The organism is Haloarcula montana (genome assembly GCF_035666295.1).
Lineage (GTDB): Archaea > Halobacteriota > Halobacteria > Halobacteriales > Haloarculaceae > Haloarcula > Haloarcula montana.
Window position 1 is genome coordinate 1,585,152 of record NZ_CP142027.1, and the last position, 17,178, is coordinate 1,602,329.

15 protein-coding genes are annotated in these 17,178 nt (G+C 66.4%); 5 read left to right on the forward strand and 10 right to left on the reverse strand.

Annotation, left to right across the window (positions count from 1 at the left end):
• Positions 1-132 precede the first annotated feature (132 nt).
• The gene (locus VJ109_RS08225; RefSeq protein WP_324755903.1) at positions 133-1,899 is read left to right on the forward strand and encodes a nitrite/sulfite reductase; all 1,767 of its coding nucleotides are present in this window, start codon (positions 133-135) and stop codon (positions 1,897-1,899) included.
• Positions 1,900-2,004: 105 nt separating this feature from the next.
• Here the strand turns inward: VJ109_RS08225 and nasA are convergent, their stop codons facing one another.
• Entirely contained in the window at positions 2,005-4,107 is a 2,103-nt protein-coding gene (gene nasA / locus VJ109_RS08230; RefSeq protein WP_324755904.1) for an assimilatory nitrate reductase NasA, read from the reverse strand.
• Positions 4,108-4,652: 545 nt separating this feature from the next.
• Here nasA and VJ109_RS08235 point away from each other — a divergent pair.
• Both VJ109_RS08235 and mobA read left to right on the forward strand, forming a co-directional pair.
• The gene (locus tag VJ109_RS08235; RefSeq protein ID WP_324755905.1) at positions 4,653-5,975 is read left to right on the forward strand and encodes an MFS transporter; all 1,323 of its coding nucleotides are present in this window, start codon (positions 4,653-4,655) and stop codon (positions 5,973-5,975) included.
• On the forward strand, positions 5,975-6,559 hold the full coding sequence (gene mobA / locus VJ109_RS08240; protein ID WP_324755906.1) for a molybdenum cofactor guanylyltransferase: 585 nt from the start codon (positions 5,975-5,977) through the stop codon (positions 6,557-6,559). Before VJ109_RS08235 ends, mobA begins: the two co-directional genes overlap by 1 nt.
• 3 nt (positions 6,560-6,562) lie before the next feature.
• Here the strand turns inward: mobA and VJ109_RS08245 are convergent, their stop codons facing one another.
• From VJ109_RS08245 to VJ109_RS08265, 5 genes are all read right to left on the reverse strand, one after another.
• Positions 6,563-7,204, reverse strand: coding sequence for a chemotaxis protein CheC (locus VJ109_RS08245; RefSeq protein WP_324755908.1), 642 nt, complete (start codon positions 7,202-7,204; stop codon positions 6,563-6,565).
• Positions 7,205-7,245: 41 nt separating this feature from the next.
• Positions 7,246-8,616, reverse strand: a complete 1,371-nt coding sequence (locus VJ109_RS08250; protein WP_324755910.1) for an ABC transporter substrate-binding protein — start codon at positions 8,614-8,616, stop codon at positions 7,246-7,248.
• A gap of 90 nt (positions 8,617-8,706) precedes the next feature.
• The gene (lrp, locus tag VJ109_RS08255) at positions 8,707-9,165 is read right to left on the reverse strand and encodes an HTH-type transcriptional regulator Lrp (RefSeq protein WP_324755911.1); all 459 of its coding nucleotides are present in this window, start codon (positions 9,163-9,165) and stop codon (positions 8,707-8,709) included.
• A 9-nt stretch (positions 9,166-9,174) separates the two neighbouring features.
• Positions 9,175-9,537: a nitrogen regulatory protein GlnK1 gene (gene glnK1 / locus VJ109_RS08260; protein WP_324755913.1), complete on the reverse strand. Its 363-nt coding sequence runs from the start codon at positions 9,535-9,537 to the stop codon at positions 9,175-9,177.
• Positions 9,530-10,819, reverse strand: a complete 1,290-nt coding sequence (locus VJ109_RS08265; RefSeq protein WP_324755915.1) for an ammonium transporter — start codon at positions 10,817-10,819, stop codon at positions 9,530-9,532. Before VJ109_RS08265 ends, glnK1 begins: the two co-directional genes overlap by 8 nt.
• 448 nt (positions 10,820-11,267) lie before the next feature.
• Here VJ109_RS08265 and VJ109_RS08270 point away from each other — a divergent pair, with 448 nt between their 5' ends.
• Both VJ109_RS08270 and VJ109_RS08275 read left to right on the forward strand, forming a co-directional pair.
• Positions 11,268-12,863: a methyl-accepting chemotaxis protein gene (locus VJ109_RS08270; RefSeq protein WP_324755917.1), complete on the forward strand. Its 1,596-nt coding sequence runs from the start codon at positions 11,268-11,270 to the stop codon at positions 12,861-12,863.
• On the forward strand, positions 12,863-14,209 hold the full coding sequence (locus tag VJ109_RS08275) for a PAS domain-containing sensor histidine kinase (RefSeq protein WP_324755919.1): 1,347 nt from the start codon (positions 12,863-12,865) through the stop codon (positions 14,207-14,209). Before VJ109_RS08270 ends, VJ109_RS08275 begins: the two co-directional genes overlap by 1 nt.
• A gap of 3 nt (positions 14,210-14,212) precedes the next feature.
• Here VJ109_RS08275 and VJ109_RS08280 read toward each other — a convergent pair whose 3' ends face one another.
• The 4 genes from VJ109_RS08280 to VJ109_RS08295 are packed head-to-tail and all read right to left on the reverse strand — an operon-like array spanning position 14,213 to position 17,137.
• Positions 14,213-14,695, reverse strand: coding sequence for a DUF7519 family protein (locus VJ109_RS08280; protein ID WP_324755921.1), 483 nt, complete (start codon positions 14,693-14,695; stop codon positions 14,213-14,215).
• Positions 14,695-15,960, reverse strand: coding sequence for a DUF58 domain-containing protein (locus VJ109_RS08285; RefSeq protein ID WP_324755922.1), 1,266 nt, complete (start codon positions 15,958-15,960; stop codon positions 14,695-14,697). Before VJ109_RS08285 ends, VJ109_RS08280 begins: the two co-directional genes overlap by 1 nt.
• Positions 15,957-16,493 (reverse strand): DUF7269 family protein, encoded by a 537-nt coding sequence (locus VJ109_RS08290; protein WP_324755924.1) that lies wholly within the window; start codon positions 16,491-16,493, stop codon positions 15,957-15,959. Before VJ109_RS08290 ends, VJ109_RS08285 begins: the two co-directional genes overlap by 4 nt.
• Complete coding sequence (locus tag VJ109_RS08295; protein WP_324755926.1) at positions 16,490-17,137, reverse strand: DUF4129 domain-containing protein; 648 nt, start codon at positions 17,135-17,137, stop codon at positions 16,490-16,492. Before VJ109_RS08295 ends, VJ109_RS08290 begins: the two co-directional genes overlap by 4 nt.
• Between the last annotated feature and the right edge of the window lie 41 nt (positions 17,138-17,178).

Genomic DNA, 17,178 nt, shown 5'->3' on the forward strand with positions numbered 1-17,178 from the left:
TTTTTCGTGGGGGTATTTTAACGAATAGGCTTATCAGGTCGTGGAATGATTGGCTGATACGAGAAATACTTCACATGAACGCAGATACGAGGACGGAAACCAAACAAAACGAAGGTTCTGTATTTGGTCGCTATGGCGCATAAGAAAGAGGACATCAAAGGCGAGCTGTACGGCGACGAGGTCAGGGAGAAACTCGAAGAGTTCGCGGAGCGGGGCTGGGAGTCGATCCCCGAGGACGAGCGCGAGGAGTGGTTCTCCCGCTTCAAGTTTTGGGGCGTGTTCCACCACCGGGGCGGCCAGGAGTCGTATTTCATGATGCGACTGACCAACTGTGGCGGGATCCTCGAACCGAACCAGTTGCGAGCGATCGGCGAGGTCGCGCGCGAGTACGCACAGGGGCCGGCCGAGAACCCCGAGTTCGGCAACGGCTGGATCGACTTCACGACCCGCCAGTCGATCCAGCTTCACTGGCTCAAACTCGAAGACATCCCCGAGATCTGGGAGAAACTCGAAGCGGTCGGCGTCTCCTCGCGCTCCGCCGGCGGGGACACGATGCGGAACATCTCGGGCTGTCCGGTCGCAGGCAAGGGCGAGGAGTACGTCGATTCCCGACCGATCTTAGACGAGATTCAGGAGACGATCCGGGACGACAACGACCTGGCGAACATGCCCCGGAAGTTCAACATCTCGGTCTCCGGATGCAAGCAGGGCTGTGCCCAGGACGCGATCAACGACATCGGGCTGGAACCGGCTCACAAGTTCATCGATAGTGAAGAGACCGAGGGGTTCAACGTCCGTGTCGGCGGTGGCCTGGGTGGCCGCGAACCGCGCAACGCCCGCCCGCTCGATCTGTTCATCCGCCCCGAACACGCCGTCGAGACGGTCCGCGCGTTCGTCGAGTTCTACCACGAGGCGGGCAACCGCCAGAACCGCTCGAAGAACCGCGCTCGGTTCTTCGTCGACGAGCACGGGACCGACGCCATCCGCGAGGAACTGGACGAACGGCTGGAGTTCGAGTTCGAGACCGCCGGGACCGACTTCCGCGGGGAGTACACGTACAACGCGGGCAAACCCACCGAGTACGGCGCCCACGACCACGTCGGTGTCTACGACCAGAAAGACGACAAGAACTACGTCGGCCTCTCGGTGCCCGTCGGCCGCCTCTCGGCCGAGGACGCCATCGAACTCGCGGACCTCGCGGACGCGTACGGCTCCGGTGAAGTGCGGTTGACCCGCCGGCAGAACCCCCTCATCATGGACGTGCCCGACGGGAACCTGGCGAACCTGCTCAACGAGCCGCTGCTGGAGAAGTACTCGCCCGAGCCCAACCCGTTCGTCCAGGGTGCGATGGCCTGTACCGGGACGGAGTTCTGTTCGCTGGCACTCACCGAGACGAAAGCCCGGATGGCCCGCCTCCTCCGGTGGTTGGGCGACAACGTCGACGTCCCCGACGATATCGCCCGCATCAAGATGCACTTCTCGGGCTGTACGGCCGACTGCGGCCAGGCGATGACTGCCGACATCGGTCTCCAGGGGATGCGTGCCCGCAAGGACGGCCAGATGGTCGAGGCGGTGGATGTCGGCGTCGGCGGCGGTGTCGGCGAGGAACCGACGTTCATCGAGTGGGTCCGCCAGCGGGTCCCGGCCGACGAGCTGCCCGGGATGATCAAGAACATCGTCGAGGCCTACGCCGCGCTCCGCTCGGAGGGCCAGACCTTCCGCGAGTGGGTCGACGCCACCGGTCACGAGACCATCGTCGAACTGGCCGAACCCGAGGAGGTCGAGGGGTACACCGACCCCTGCTTGGCCGACGGGAAACAGTCGTGGTATCCCTTCGACGACGGCGAGAGCCCGGCACCGACCGACGCCAGCGGCCAACCGCTCTCGGCGGACGACTGACCATGCAGGAAGACCACGACTGTCGCCCGGGCTCGACGGACCCGCCGACGACGGAACAGGCGGCCGTCGCCTACGACGCTGCACCGGAGCTGCTGGAGTAACCGTCTATCGTCTGACGACGGTTCCCGTGTGGACGCCGCCGCGAGTGACCGGTGAGGACCTGTCCGGCGCCGCCAGACGGACCGCACACTGTTTGTAGTTGGGCTCGTTGGAGTCGGGATCGATCGCCGGGAGCGTCAGATCGTTGACCGACGGGTGGTGGAGATCCATCCAGATCGCTCCGGGCGGGATGCTGTCGTCCGGGACGAGCGTGACGGTGACTTTCGCCCGGCGGGACTCGACGACGGTCCGGCCCCGGTCCAGCAACTCGACGTACTGGCCCGCGGTCTCGGGATTGATGCGCGCGCTCGGCACGTCCTCGGCGGTTTCGCGGTTGCGAACGCCGGTGTTGTAGGCCCCGGCACGCCGGCCGGTCGTCAGCAACAGCGGGTACTCGGGATCGGTCGGTTCCGGGACGCCCTCGTAGGCTGTCGGCGTGGAGAAGCGGGCACGTCCGGTGTCGGTCGGGAAGGTCCAGTCCTCGCCGTCGACGTAGCGGTAGCCGCCTTCGCTGGTGGCGTCGGGCGCGGGCCAGCGGACCGCCAGCTCCTCCGTCAGGCGGTCGTAGGTGATCCCCGAACAGTCCGCGGGCGTTCCGGCGGTGAGGTCGCGGATCTCGTCGAAGACTGATTCGGGAGAAAGCGGTTGGTCGTCGAACAGTCCGGGTTCGATCCGGTTCCCGATCTCGGCGATGATGTCGAGGTCGTGTCTGACGGTGTCGATGACGTCGCTGACGGCGGTGACCCTGGAGACGCGCCGTTCCATGTTCATCACCGTTCCCTCGCTCTCCCCCCAGGTTGCCGCCGGCAGGACCACGTCGGCGTGTTCGACGGTCTCCGAGCGGAAGGCGTCCTGGACGACGAGGAACACGTCGTCGAGCGCGCGCTTGACGTTCGTCGCGTGGGGCATCCCCGCGGCCGGGTTCGTCGCGACCACCCAGCAGGCGTCGACGTGGCCGCGGTTGATCCTGTCGACGATACCGACCGGACCGGGACCCGGATCGGCGGGGAGCCGGTCGACGGGCACGCCCCACGCGTCGGCGATCAACGCCCGGTTGTCCGGGTCCTCGAAGGCTCGGTGGCCGGGCCAGGTCCCCTTCGAGGAACAGACTCGCGTCCCCATCGAGTTGGCCTGCCCCGTCAACGAGAACGGGCCGCTGCCCGGCCCCAGGTTTCCGGTCGCCAGACAGAGGTTGATGAGCATCCGTGCGGTGGCGGTGCCGTGGGTGCTCTGGTTGACGCCCATCCCCCAGTACAGCAGCGTTGGATCGGCGACGGTCTCGGCGAGATCGGCGACAGTCTCGGTGGTGACACCCGCGGTCTCCGCGGCGGTCGCTACGTCCGGCAGGTCGGCCACGAGCTGTTCGTACCCCTCGGTGTACTCCTCGACGAACTCGCGGTCGATCCCGCCGGTCTCGACCAACTGAGCGAGGACTGCGCGCGCGAGGACGAGATCAGTGCCGGGTTCGAGCGCCACGTGGTGGTCGGCGTCGGCGGCGGTCTCGCTGGCGACCGGATCGACGACGACTAGTCGTCCGTCCGTCTCGTTGGCGCTATCGAGAATCCACCGGTACAACACCGGATGGGCGACCGCCGGGTTCGCCCCCCAGACGAGGTGGGTGTCGGCAGCCGGGATATCGTCGTAGGTACAGGGTGGCGCGTCACTGGCGAAGGCGTCGTAGTAGGCGGTGACGGCACTGGCCATACACAGCGTCGTGTTTGCATCGAAGTGTCTGGTCCCGATTCCCCCCCGGGCCAGTTTCCCCAGCACGTAGGCCGCCTCGTTGGTCTGTTGCCCGCTGCCCAGCACCGCCACCGAGTCGCGCCCGTCGCCGATCGCCCGGAGGAACTCCGCGGCGACGGTGCCAAGCGCCGTATCCCAGGTCGTCGGCCGGAGGGTGTCCCCACGGCGGATCAGTGGCTCGGTTAACCACTCCCCGTCGGGGTTTTTCGTCTCCCGGATACCCCGCTCGCAGGCGAGGCCGTTGGCCGTGGGATGTCTGTGGTTGCCCTGGACCTCGTCGACACCGTATCCCTCGTCGACGCCACGCTGGAGCTGTCCACAGCCGACCGCACACCGCATACAGGTCGTCGGTTTCCACTGGGTCATCGTCGGGTCACCTCTGGATGCGAGTGGCTCGTCGACGCCGCTCGCGTGCGGGTGCTGAACCGCGTCCACGCCCGGTGTTCGACTGTGCGACACCGGCGAGGCGTGATATGATGTTTGGCCATTTCCACGGTTTATACTTAGGGTATCGTTATCTAAACTACCGGATAGGGCTTCTGCTTGGTGAAAATATCGCGATACAGGAAACAAACATACACAATTTTTGTCCTATCCCCCCGATGGATGCCTGCTCGTCGTCGAACAGCGGGGGGAACTCCCGATTGACGATTCCACAGATACCCCATCGACTATTTGACGTTGGGAAATCCGGCCGGCGAAACCCGCGCAGCGACACCCACATTTGCCGCTCGTCCGCCAACGCCGAGCTAATTACAGTTTTGTAAACAGATACCGTTATAGGATATTGCTTCATTGGGTAATACAGCTACAATGTGCTCGAACGTAGTGGAAAATTGGAATAAAGTTCGTGAAGTACAATCGAGAATCATCGTTCGTCCACGGCCGTCCATGCCCGCGGAGGTGGTAGCATGGGTCTGATCAAGATGACGAAGTACCGGACCCTGCTGCTGGCGACGATCGGGTTCAACTTCTCGTTCCTGATCTGGTTCTCGTTCGCGCCGTTTACGGGACCGATGGCCGAGGAGTTCGGCCTCTCGACTGCCGAGATCGGTATTCTCGCCAGTTCGGCGATCTGGATGGCACCGTTCGGCCGGATGCTGACCGGGTGGCTCTCCGATAAGTTCGGCGCGCCGGCCATCTTCGCCATCGTGTTAGCCTACGTCGGGCTGTTCTCGATGGCGAGTGCGTTCGTGCGGGACTACTCGCTGTTTTTCGTGACCCGGATCATCGTCGCGACGGCCGGGATCACGTTCGTCATCGGCATCCAGCACGTCGCCGAGTGGTTCGAGGAGGAGAACCTCGGGCTGGCAGAGGGTATCTACGCCGGCGTGGGCAACGCCGGTGCCGCAGGCGGCGCGCTCATTCTCCCGCGGGTGTTCGGCAGCGGGTGGAGCGGACCGCTGTTCTCGACGAACTGGCGGGCCGCCTTCTTCTACACTGGCATCGTCTCGATCGTCCTGGCGGTCGCGTACTACACGCTGGGTGAGGCCGCAAAGAGCGAGGAGAAGCGCCAGGCGACCAAGGACAACGCGAGCTTCACGGACTGGCTCCACACGGCCACGCGCTACGGGACGGTCGTCCTCGCGCTGGCGTACGTGATGACCTTCGGCCTCGAACTGTCGATGAACGGCTGGCTCGCGACCTACTACCGGGAGGCGTTCAACCAGGACAACCTCGTCATCGCGAGTACGTTCGCGGCGACGTTCTCCGTGGCTGCGGGCCTCCTGCGGCCAATCGGTGGCTACGTCAGCGACGTGCTCGCCCGCACGGAACGGAACATCCTCCCCTTCTTCACCGGCCGCTACCGCGAACAGTGGACGTTCGTCACGCTGTGTTTCGTCGTCCTGACCATGTTCGGGATGACGCTTGCGGGCCTTTCGGGGGTCCTGATGGGCGCCGTGGCCGTCGGCTTCCTCGTCGGCACTGCCTGTGCGTTCGCCGAAGGGTCGATCTTCGCGATGGTTCCCTCGATGTTCCCCAACAGCTCCGGGGCGGTCGCGGGCGTCGTCGGCGGTGTCGGCACCGTCGGCGGTATCGTCTACCCGCTGATCTACTCCGCGCCGTGGCTGGCGAACCTCCACCTGGGCTACTCCGTCGTCGCAGCCTCGATGATCCCCATCGTGTTGCTGTCGGCGTGGGTGTTCCGGCCCGAGGTCGCGAAGGTCGCCAACACTGCCGGCTTCATCGGGAGCGCGGGCGGAACGGACGCGGCCGTCTCCGGGGACGACTGATGCGGTCCGCGGTCGTCCTGGCCGGCGGTCACTCCACCCGCTTCGGCCAGCAGGACGAGGCGCTCGCCGAACTCGACGGCGATCCGTTGATCCGGCAGGTCGTCGACAACGTCTCGGAGGGAGTCGACGAGGTCGTCGTCAACTGCCGCGACGAGCAACGGGCCGCCATCGACGAGGCTGTGGGCGGCCACGACGTGCGCTACGCGATCGATCCGGTTCCCGACGGCGGCCCGGTCGCCGGCATCCGGACCGGCTGTCGGGTCGCCCGCGGCGCGTGGACGGTCGTCGCCGCCTGTGACACGCCGTTCGTCGAGCCCTCGCTCGTCGAAACCCTGTTCGAGCAGTGTCGCGGTGACGGAGCCGTCCCGCGGATCGCCGGGCGGTGCCGGCCGCTGATGGCCGTCTACGACACCGATGCGGCTATCGAGGCGTGTGAGACGACGCTCGGGACTGGCTCACGGGCCGCCACGGACTTCCTCGACCGGCTCTCGCCGGCCGTGGTTTCGGAGCCCGCCCCGCCGGAGACCGTCGCGGACATCGACACACGGGCGACCCTGCAGTCGCTGTGTTCGCGGTCGACCTGAGTCTCAAAGCACGTCGCCGGCGTCGGTGTCCTCGGCGACGTCCGTTTCGAGGTCGATGTTCTGGATGAGATCGACCAGCGCGGCCAGTTCCGGGAAGGTGTAGACGGTCATCCCGAGATCGCCGTCGTCGACGGTGATCCGGGAGTTGATGACGAAGACGAGTTCCGAGTCGGGCCACCCGCCCATCTCGTCGACGATGCCGTTTGCCGGCCCGTACACGAAGTTCGGCGTCCCCATGTCGATGGTCGTCCGGAGGACGTTCGCCCAGCCGTCGATGAAGCCCGAGGTCATGATATTGCCGATCTCCTGCATCGCCGATCGTTCCATCTCGCTGAATCCCTCTCCCTCGCTCGGGTCGCCCATCCCACCCATCATCGCGCCGGCCAGACGCTTGCTGTCTGCCGGTTCGAGCATGAACAACACGTAGCCGTGTGGGGCCTCCTCCAGCGTGACGTAGATCCCGACGCGACGGTCGGTCCCGATGTGTGTCTTGACGTCCTCGATGTCGAGGAAGTTGATCTGAGAGGTCCGGACTCCGGCGTCGAGCCCAGTCAGTTGCCCGAGGTGATCGGCGACGGTGCTCGATCCCTCCTTGGCCATCTGGTTGAACAGGTCGAGCTTTCTGACATCGACTTCCAGACTCATAGCTACGTATTTGGTCGATCGTGTATACGTCTTCCCCGCCGTCATTCCGTCTCTGTCGTCGGCTCGTACGGCCCCAGCTCCCGACAGTCGTCGGCCGGGTCCTCGTCACAGGCGTAGCCGACGTTCCGAGTAATCGTCACGGAGTCGTAGTAGCGACTCTCAGCCTGCTCGGCGGCCGGGAGCCCTTCGACGACCGGGACCGGACGGATCGCCTGGTGGTCACAGGCTCGCATCGTCTCCTGCCCGATCCCCATCGCGTACTGGTGGCCTTCGAGTTCCCTGATGACCGCGGGGGGTTCGAACGTGCCGGCGCGTTCGACCGCTGCCGCGTACTGGAGCGCCTGCCCGTAAGCGAGGTGGGCCTGATCGGACCCGAGCCGCCAGTTGGGCCGGTCCTCCGGCGATCCGAACTCCCGTTGGAACGAGTTACGGAACGTCTTCGACAGCGGCGTGTCGATGCTCGGGTCCCACGAGATCGTCCCGAGGACGCCCTCGATGGCCTCTCCAGCCAGCTCCGCGGTCGTCGGACTCAACAGCGGCGCGACGATCTCGATGTCGTCGAACACCTCGTTCGCCTGTCGGATCGCGTTCGCGCCGTCGATCCCACGGTAGGAGAGGGCCAACACGTCCGGGTTCGCGGCTTTCGCCTCTTCGAGCTGTGGGCCGTACTCCGAGGTCCCGACGGTCGTCTGGGTGTCCCCCTGGTAGTCCCAGTTGTTGTCGAGCATCGCCCGCCGCAGTTCGTTCGCCTGCGTGAAGCCGAAATCCGAGTTCGCGTGCAGCCCGTAGACGCTCGCACGCTCACCGAACCGGTCGAGCAACTCCGGCATGAGTGCTTGTGCCGCCATCTTCGGGTTGAACATCTCCTGGAACCCGTACCGTGAACAGTCGGCTCCGGTGACGTTTGTCCCCGGTGCGAACCCGATCATGTGGACGACGCCACGGGGGTGACAGAGATCGAAGAGCTTCACTGCGGTGTTGGCCGAGGACCCCCCGGCGATCATCACCGCGCCCTCCGAGCCGATGAGATCCCGGGCGACACTGACGGCGGTATCGGGCGAGGACTCCGTATTACCGGTTGCCATCTCGACGGTCCGCCCGAGCACGCCGTCCCCACTCAGGGCAGCGAATCTCTCGCTGTCGACCCAGCCGCCGCCCTCGTTGAGATGTTTGACCGCGAGTCTGAACCCCCGTTCCTGTCGTTCTCCGTCCGAGCCGAACGGTCCCGACAGGGCGACCGGAAAGCCGAACGTGACACTGTCTTCACCGACGGGCTGGTTGGCGTATCGGCTCGGTGTCGCCGTCGACCGGCTCTCACCGCCGCCACCCATGCAGCCGGCCCCGCCAACTGTTGCGGTCCCGGCCGCGACGGCCCGAAGGACCGCACGCCTCGATGATCGTCCACCATCCATTATGACCGATAATCCGGTTCGGATAATATAGTACTACACCTGTTGGTAATACTTTCCTGTGAACCGATACCGTACGAAAAAGACGGAGTGTTACTGGTCGTCCTCGTCAACCGGGAACTGTTCGTGCTCGCGGACCGCGTTCAGGACGATCGACGTCGAGACCGATCGGACGTGTTCGTCTGTCACGAGCCGTTTGATATAGGCGTTCATCTCGTCGGTGTCCTGGAACTTCCCGACCGCGACGATGTCGTGGCTGCCCGTGACCTCGTAGACGGCCAGCAGGTTGTGCTGATCGCGCATCGACTCGGTGACCTCGACGAGTCCGTCACCGTCGACTGAGAGCTGGAACACCGCCGTCACGTCGTAGCCGAGGGCACCGTAGTCGACGCGGGCCGTGTACTTCTCGATGACACCGTCCGACTCCAGTTCGTCCATCCGTCGTGAAACGGTCGTCGCCGCGACGCCGGTCTCGGTGGCGACATCGCGCGCGCTGGCTCTGCCGTCCTCCAACAGCGCGTTCACGACCGCCCTGTCGATCTCGTCGACCATCCCCGGCGCTTACACCGCGTCCGGCCCGCTTTCGCCTGTCCGGACCTGGTGGGCCTCCTCGACGGGCAGGACGAATACCTTCCCGTCGCCTTTCTCGCCAGTGTGGGCACCCTCCTTGATCGCCTCGACGACATCCTCGACCGGTGCATCGGCGACGACACACTCGATCTTGACCTTCTGGTGGAGGTCGACGACGTACTCCTCGCCGCGCCACTGGCCCTTCTTTGCGGGCTGTGAGCCCCGCCCCGAGACGTTGGTGACTGTCAGCGACGGCGCCCCGACCTCCGCGAGGGATTTCTTGACGTCACCGAGTTTGTCCGGTCGAACCATTGCGACGATCATCTTGATTTCGCGTTCGTCAGTTTCACTCATCGTTGGAACCTCCGTCGCTGCGGATTATTTCACTCACGTTACCACCGTCGGCGACGACACCGTCACTACCGAACTCGGGGTAGGTCTCGACGCCGTGTTCGCTGACGTCCAGCCCTTCCTGCTCGTGTTCGGGCGTGACGCGTGCCTGCCCCATCGCCTTGAGGGCGTACCAGACCACGCCGGTCGCGATGACCGTCCAGCCGCCGATGGCGACGACGCCGATGACCTGGGCCACGAAGGCGTTCAGGATCGAGTCGACCACGCCGGGTGCGGCGACGAACGGGTACAGCAACGTCCCCAGCACACCGGCGCTGCCGTGGACCGGGAAGACTGCACAGACGTCGTCGATCTTCAGCGTCTTCTCGACGAACTCGAAGACCAGCGGGAGCTGGATGCCCGCGAGGCCGCCGACGACGAACGCGCCCCACCACGCCGTGGTGTGGGGGATCGCCGTGATACCGACGAGGCCGGCCAGCAGGCCGTTTGCGACGTACAGCGTGTCGACTTTCCCGGTGCGCATCCAGGCGACGAGGCCCGAACCCATGGCACCACAGGCCATCGCGATGGTCGTCGTCATGGCGACGCGACCGAGCTGGTCACCGAGGAACCCGTCGCCGAGGATGGCGGAGGTCCCGACGTTGAACCCGTACCAGCCGAAGGCGAGGATCAGCGTCCCCAGGACCGCGAAGGTCAGGGAGTGACCGGGGATGACGTTCGACGAGCCGTCCTCGTTGTACCGACCCATGCGCGGGCCAAGGACGTAGGCCGCCGTGAGGCCGGCGATGCCGCCCATACCGTGGACGATCATGCCGCCCGCGAAGTCAGTGAAGCCGGCGCCACCGAAGCTGATGTAGGCGCCCGCCCACGTGATGCCGGTGACGACCGGGTAGATCACGGCCGCCAGCAGGAAGGTGTACGTGACGTACGCACGGAGTTTCGCGCGACCGGCCACCGCCCCGGAGACGATGGTCGCGGCGGTCATCGCGAAGACGGCGCCGTAGAGCCAGTCGATCCAGCCCGTCCCGCTGGTCATGAAGGCGGCCGAGAAGCCGCCGCCACCGACTAGCGAGGAGATCCCGGCACCGATGAGGAAGAACACTGTCACCCCGACCGACCAGGTCAGGAGGTTCTTCGTCAGCTGGTTCGCGACGTTCTTCGAGCGCACCTGCCCCGCTTCGAGCATCGCGAAGCCGGCGTGCATGAAGAAGATCAGGAACGATACCACGAGGATCCACGTGTAGTTGAGTGCGTCAGCCGTTACCTGGAGTGGTGCAAGTACCATATTTTGTGTTCACCTGTTTCAGTTTGGTTCGCAGTTTAGTTTGAACGTCCAACTCTATCGCCATCTGGCCCAACTTTATCCACTTCGTTCACGGAGAAGTCTCTTGTGAGTGGAATACATAAGGGTTTGGTTTATGAACGTGGATATCTGGGGGATACAGTAGACGATCGTCCGAATTGCAGAACAATATTATCGATATAAGGTTGTTCTCCGTCAAGAAATAACGCATTCGTCTGTGAGCATTCTGGACGAATGTCGACTGTCAAACCGTCCGGTCGGGCCGATACCACCCCGAATTGCTTGCGCGCGCGCCGCTGTGGCGGGTGTTGTCACCGACACCAAGGTTATGAGGACTCGTTCGAACAACTCTACTGTACCGACGGACCTATCGGACGATCGTTGCGGAACTACCTGAATACCTACCTATAATTCAACCCATTCTGTGACTATGACCGTAGATAACGAACCAGCAGTTCCGGAGGTGACGACCGAAGACCGGAGTATCGCGAACGCCCAGGGAGCACTCGACGTCGTCCAGGCGACATCGGCCACCGTCGACGAGGAGGTCGCCGCGATCGACGAGCGTGCCAGCGAACAGGCGGCCGACGCCGACTGGGTCGTCGACGAGGTGTCGAATCTCTCCGCGACGATCGAGGAGGTGGCCGCGACAGCTACCCAGGTTACTGATCGAAGCGAACAGGCCGCAGCCGAGGCAGCGGAGGGGCGGGAGGCCGCGGCCGAGGCTATCGAAACGATGGAGGAAGTCAGCCGCGTCAGCGGGACGGTCGCCAGCGAGGTCGACGACCTGCGGGACCGTATCGATCGGATCGCGGACGCACTCGCGGGGATCGATCGAATCGCCGACCAGACCAACATGCTGGCGCTGAACGCCTCGATCGAGGCCGCACGGACCGACGGCGATGCCGAGGGGTTCGCTGTCGTCGCCGACGAGATCAAACAGCTCGCCGAGGAATCCCAGCAACAGGCCGACGAGATCGACGAGGCGCTTGAAGCGGTTCGGTCGGCGACCGACGAGACGGTCGGGCAGCTAGAGGACGCCGTCACCCGGATCGACGCCGGCGCGACGCAAGTAACCGAGACGATGGACAGCCTCGATACGTTGGCCGAAACCGTCGAGGAGACGGCAGACGGCGTCGCATCGGTTTCGACGGCGACCGACGAACAGGCCGAAAGCAGCGAGGCAATCGCACAGCGGTGCGAGCAGTTGGCGACACACGCCCGTGCCATCGAGGCGGGGATCTCGACGATCACCGAGGCCCGATCCGAGCAGACCCGGATGCTCGGTGAAATCGACGATGTCCTCGCTGCAGCCGACGCCGATCGACGACGGGCGCTTGCCGACGCTCCGACGCTCTCGACGGGCGTTTCCGGGCTTGACGACCTCTGTGGCGGTGGCTTTCTCGTCGGTGGCCAGGCCGTCGTCCGTCACGATCCCGACACCGCCGTCAACGAGTTGATCGCACAGACCTGTGCGACTGCTGTCGCGGCGGGCCAGGCGGTGTCGCTGACCCCGCCACGCACGCTCGATCGCGAGACGCTCGCCAGCGCGTTCGCCGCGACCGACCGCTCGGTGTCGGACGCACTCGCCACAGACGACCTTTTCGTCCTCGATATGTTCGGGTCGTGGGACACCGAGTACAACGTGTTCGATCTAGATACCCGGTCGCTGGCTGACGCCAACGAGACTACCGCCACCAGGCGCGACGCACCGCTGTTGATCGTCGGGAACATCGAGGCCGAGGTCGCTGCCGTCGGCGAGCGGGCCGCCCGGGAGGCTCGCTACGAGAACGACGACGGGGTCTTCGACGCTCAGGATACAGTACTCAACATCGTCGCCGACACGGCTGTTCCGGAAGAATTGGGCGCTTTCTACGCCGGTGCGGCCGATCAAACGCTCGTGTTACGACACGATGGTGGACAGACGGCCGTCGAACTCCTCGCGTCACCGACGGGGACGACCGGTGTCCGGCGGCCGATAACCGAGCTATCGGAACCGCCGTTCCTTCGGGTCACGGCCCGCTGATGTTCGGCATCGACCGGGACGGACGGCTCTCGTTCGTCACCGAGGAGTTCGCGACACTGCTGTCGATGGCGCCCGATGCCCTCGAAGGAAGGCAACTCACCTCCCTGCTTCCGGCCGACAACGCCGAGACGGTCATGCGCGAACTCCGTGTCGTCCGAGAGACCGACGACCGACAGACCCGGCGGTGTCAAGTCGTGTTCGATCTCGGCGACCGGCAGGTCCCGGCGACGGTCGAGCTTACGGCCGCCGACGGCGCGGTCGTCTGCTCGGTCCACCGGTCGACGAGCGTCCACGACCGGTTCGACCGCCTGTTCGACCTCATCGAGGACCCGGCGGTCGCCTTCGAGATCGTCGAGGGGGAGCCTGTCGTCCACGCGGTCAACACGCCGTTTGCGGAGACGTTCGGGTACGATCCGGCCGATATCGTCGGCGAATCGCTCAACGAGTTCATCGTCCCCGAACAGAAAGACGAGGAGGCGATGGACTACGACCAGCGAACCGCCGACGGGAAGGCCAACCACGCTATCGTCGCCCGGAAGACCGTCGACGGGTGGCGCGAGTTCGACTACCACAGTGTCCCCTATCAGGCCGACGACGGTCGACAGTACGGCTTTGCCATCTACACCGACGTCACCGAGGACCGTCGTCGCCAGCAGCGCCTTCGGGTCCTCCACCGTGTGTTGCGACACAACCTCCGGAACGACCTCTCTGTAGTCATCGGCGCGGCACAACACCTCAACTCGGCCGCCACGGACTCGTACACGATCACGATGGCAGAGCGGATTCTGGACGCTGCGGGTCGTCTCGACGCGGTCAGCCAGCAGGCCAAGGAGGTCGAGTCGGCCCTGGAGAACACGACGGAACGGCCGATCGATCCGGGTTCGCTGGCCCGGAGTGTGGCACAGGACTACCCGGAAACGGTCACCGTCGACCCGTCGATACGGCCCCCGGCGGCGGTCCCGGGCGGACCGGGGCTGTACGACGCGCTCGACAACCTCGTCGAGAACGCCGTCGAACACACGCCCGAGGGAACCGCCGTCCGGCTGATCGTCGAGGAAGAGGGCGACGAGGTCCTCCTCAAAGTCACCGACGACGGACCGGGCATCCCCGCCATCGAACGCGCGGCGGTGTTCGACGGTGAGACGATCACGACCCTCCAGCACGGCAGCGGACTGGGGATCTGGCTCGCACGCTGGGTCGCCGAATCGGCCGGCGGCGATCTCAGCTACGACCGGACGGCGGGCTGGACGGTCGTCACGATCAGGCTGCCAGCCGTGGCCGCCGACAGTGCGGACATTCTCGATCTCGGTGCCGGTGGGTCCGAGTCCGAGACGCTGCCGGAGTAGCCATCACCGTCTGAGCGCTGCCGTCAGGGCCACACCTGCGAGAACGAGCGCGGCCAGGGCCAGCGGCGGCAATTCGAAGGAACTCGCCCGGAACAACACCGCAGCGACGATCGCGGCACCGGCCACGAGTGCCGTCGTCCCGGCGGTATGGCTCAACTCCAGGCGTCGACTCCGCGCTTCGCCCAGGTCGTCCCGGAGTTCGAGCGCGGAGTGGGCGAACGTCCAGGCCAGCACCGTCCCCACACCGGCGGCCAGTACCGTCGTCGTCGAGGCACCCTGGACGCCCGCGAGCAGGACTTCGGCGAACAGCGCCGCACCGGTCAGGTTCGCCAGCGACCCGCTGTCGGCGATCCAGCTCCCGGCGAGCACGACGAGCGCGACGACGCCGGCGCCCGTCGAAAGCGGGCCGATTCCCGCGGTAAACAGCGTCCCGACGGTCGCGATGCCCGCCGCCAGCACACACCACTGTCCCGTTTCGGACGCCATCACCGACCCCCTCCGGCCTGCCCGAGCAGTCCCTGCAGGGAGGTCCCTTGGTCCCAGTCGTACACCTCGACGCCGGCCGCCCGCAGTTCCCGGAGTCGGTCGCCCCGCTCTAGGTGGGCCAGCCGGTGGCCGGCGGTGTCCGTCGCCGTCGCGTCGGGGCTGACCACCGTCACCGGATGGCCTCTGGCGGCCAGCCGGCGAGCGACGGTGGCACTCTCGTCGTCACACAGCGGGCTCAGGAAGATGACGTTCGCGGCTTCCGGGAGCTGTGCGAACAGCCGGTCGACGTCGGGAGACTCGGTCACCGGCGTCGCGGTGAACGCGCGGTCCTCCCGGATTCGGTCCCGGGCCTGCCGGCGGTGGGCCTCGCTCTGTCCCGGGGGGAGCCAACTCTCCTGGGGGGAGAGTGCGGCTAGCCCGACCGCGTGACCGTCCTCGGGAAGTCCCTCGACGAGCGCGAGCGCGGCCGTCGTCGACCGCTCGACGGCTGTCTGGGCCGTTTCGCCCGGCGCGACGGCGGCGGCCTGCCGTGTATCGACGAGGACGATCACCGTCGCCGCCTGTTCGCGCTGGAACTCGACGGTCGTCAGCTCGCCGGTGCGGGCGTAGCGGTTCCAGTCCACCCGCGAGAGCGGATCGTTCGGCCGGCGCTCCCGGACGGCGTAGAACGACTGGCCCGAGCCGCCGTCGTCGACCGGGACCTGTCCGGGCCGGCGGTACACCGCCGGGATCAGCGGCAACATCGCCTTCCCGCTGGGGCGCTTCCAGGTGACCGAATCCGGGCTGACCGCGATCCGGTCGTGGCGTGCGACCACGCCGACCACGTCCCGGACGACGACCGTCGCCGGGTCGAACACACAGCGGTCGTTCCCGCCGGTCATCTCGTAGGTCACGGTCTCGGTCGCGCCCGGCCGGAGACTGGTCCCGACCGACGCGGTGCCGTCGACGACCCGGACCGTCTCGGGGACGCCGTCGGCCACACGGACGTCCGGGAGAGTCCGGTCGCCCTCGTTGCGCACTGTCAGCCGGACGGTGACCGACTCGCCGACACCGGGGTCCGTCGGCTCGATGGACCGCTCGATGGCGACGCTGGCTGCCGGCGGGACCGCGACCCGGTCATAGGCACCCAGTGCGGCCCCGACACCGCCCAGCAGGACGAGCGAGGGCGTCTGTGCGACCAGTCCGACCGCCGCGGCCAGCAACGCGGCCCCGGTCAGCCCGAGCCAGCGCCCGGTCTGGTGGACGCTTCCGCCGTCGGCGCTCATCGCTCCTCCTCGCGGGCGAGCAGTTCCGTGGTCGCCGCGCCGATCCACCGGTGGAACGGCCGGACGCCGGAGAGCCATCCCTCGATGCGGGCACGCAGCGACGGCCGGATCTCGTCCCGGGACAGCACTGCCGCCGCCTGCGGATCGTCGGTCCAGGTACCCTCGGCGAGTTGCTGTTCGGCCGCCGAGCGGGTCAGCCCGCGCCGTTCCAGCACCGACAGCGCGACCGACTGGAGCCGGTCCCGGATGGCCTTGCCGTCCCGGCCGGCCGACAGCGCCGCGTCGACTTGGTCGCCGGGGACCGTGGCGGTTCGGCTGTCGGTGTCGGGCAGGCCCGGGCGCTCGTCACCCTCAAGCGAGTGGACGAGCAGGGCGAGCAGGGCGAAACTGCCGGCGACGACAGCGACGGCGATCAACAGCAGGTTCCGCGCGTCGTCGGGGACGACGGCGACGCCGACCGCTCCGAGACCGACGGCGATCACCGTCGCGCCGAGCCCGATGGCAAGGGGCACCGGGCGCAGTCCGCTCGTCATCCCTCGTCCTCCGGTCCGACGGTCGCTTGCTCCAGTGCGTCCCGAGCAGTCCGTTCGAGTTCGGCCGTCGGCTGTTCACCGCCGTATCTGACCCGTTCGAACGTCTCCCGGAGCCGTTCGAGCGCGGCGGGGTCCTCGCTGGCGCCGGCCAACCGCCGTGCGTACTCCCTGGGCGTCGTCGCGCCGTCGGCCGGCCCCAGCCGTTCGGTCAGGTCGGCCCAGGCTCGGTAGACGTCGTTCGAGAGCGGCACGTCGATGCTGTCGGTCGAGTACGTCGGCGCGTCCGTCGACTCGCCGGGCGTCACGAACGCTTTTTCCGTGCCGTCGTCGGGGTTCTCCCCGCCGCCGGCGAAGCGCCAGACGGCGACGACCACGACGGCGAACGCGGCCACGAGCGCGCCGAGCGCCGGCGAGGAGAGGGTCGGGATCAGCGAGCGGGCACCGCCGTCCTCGGCGGGGGGCGAGGCGTCGCTGGGGTCGTCCGGCCCATCGTAGTCCGCGCCGGGGTTGTCGATCTCTCTGTCGTCCATCTGTGGATCGACTCGATCCTCGCCGGTGCTCGCGTCGAGGCTGGCGGCACCGACGCTGAACGACAGCAGGGCGACCGCGGCCACGACGGCCACGAGGAGGGTCTGTCGTCGCATATGCCTGTGTGTGTTTCTGGCAGGTGAATAGGTTGCGGGGT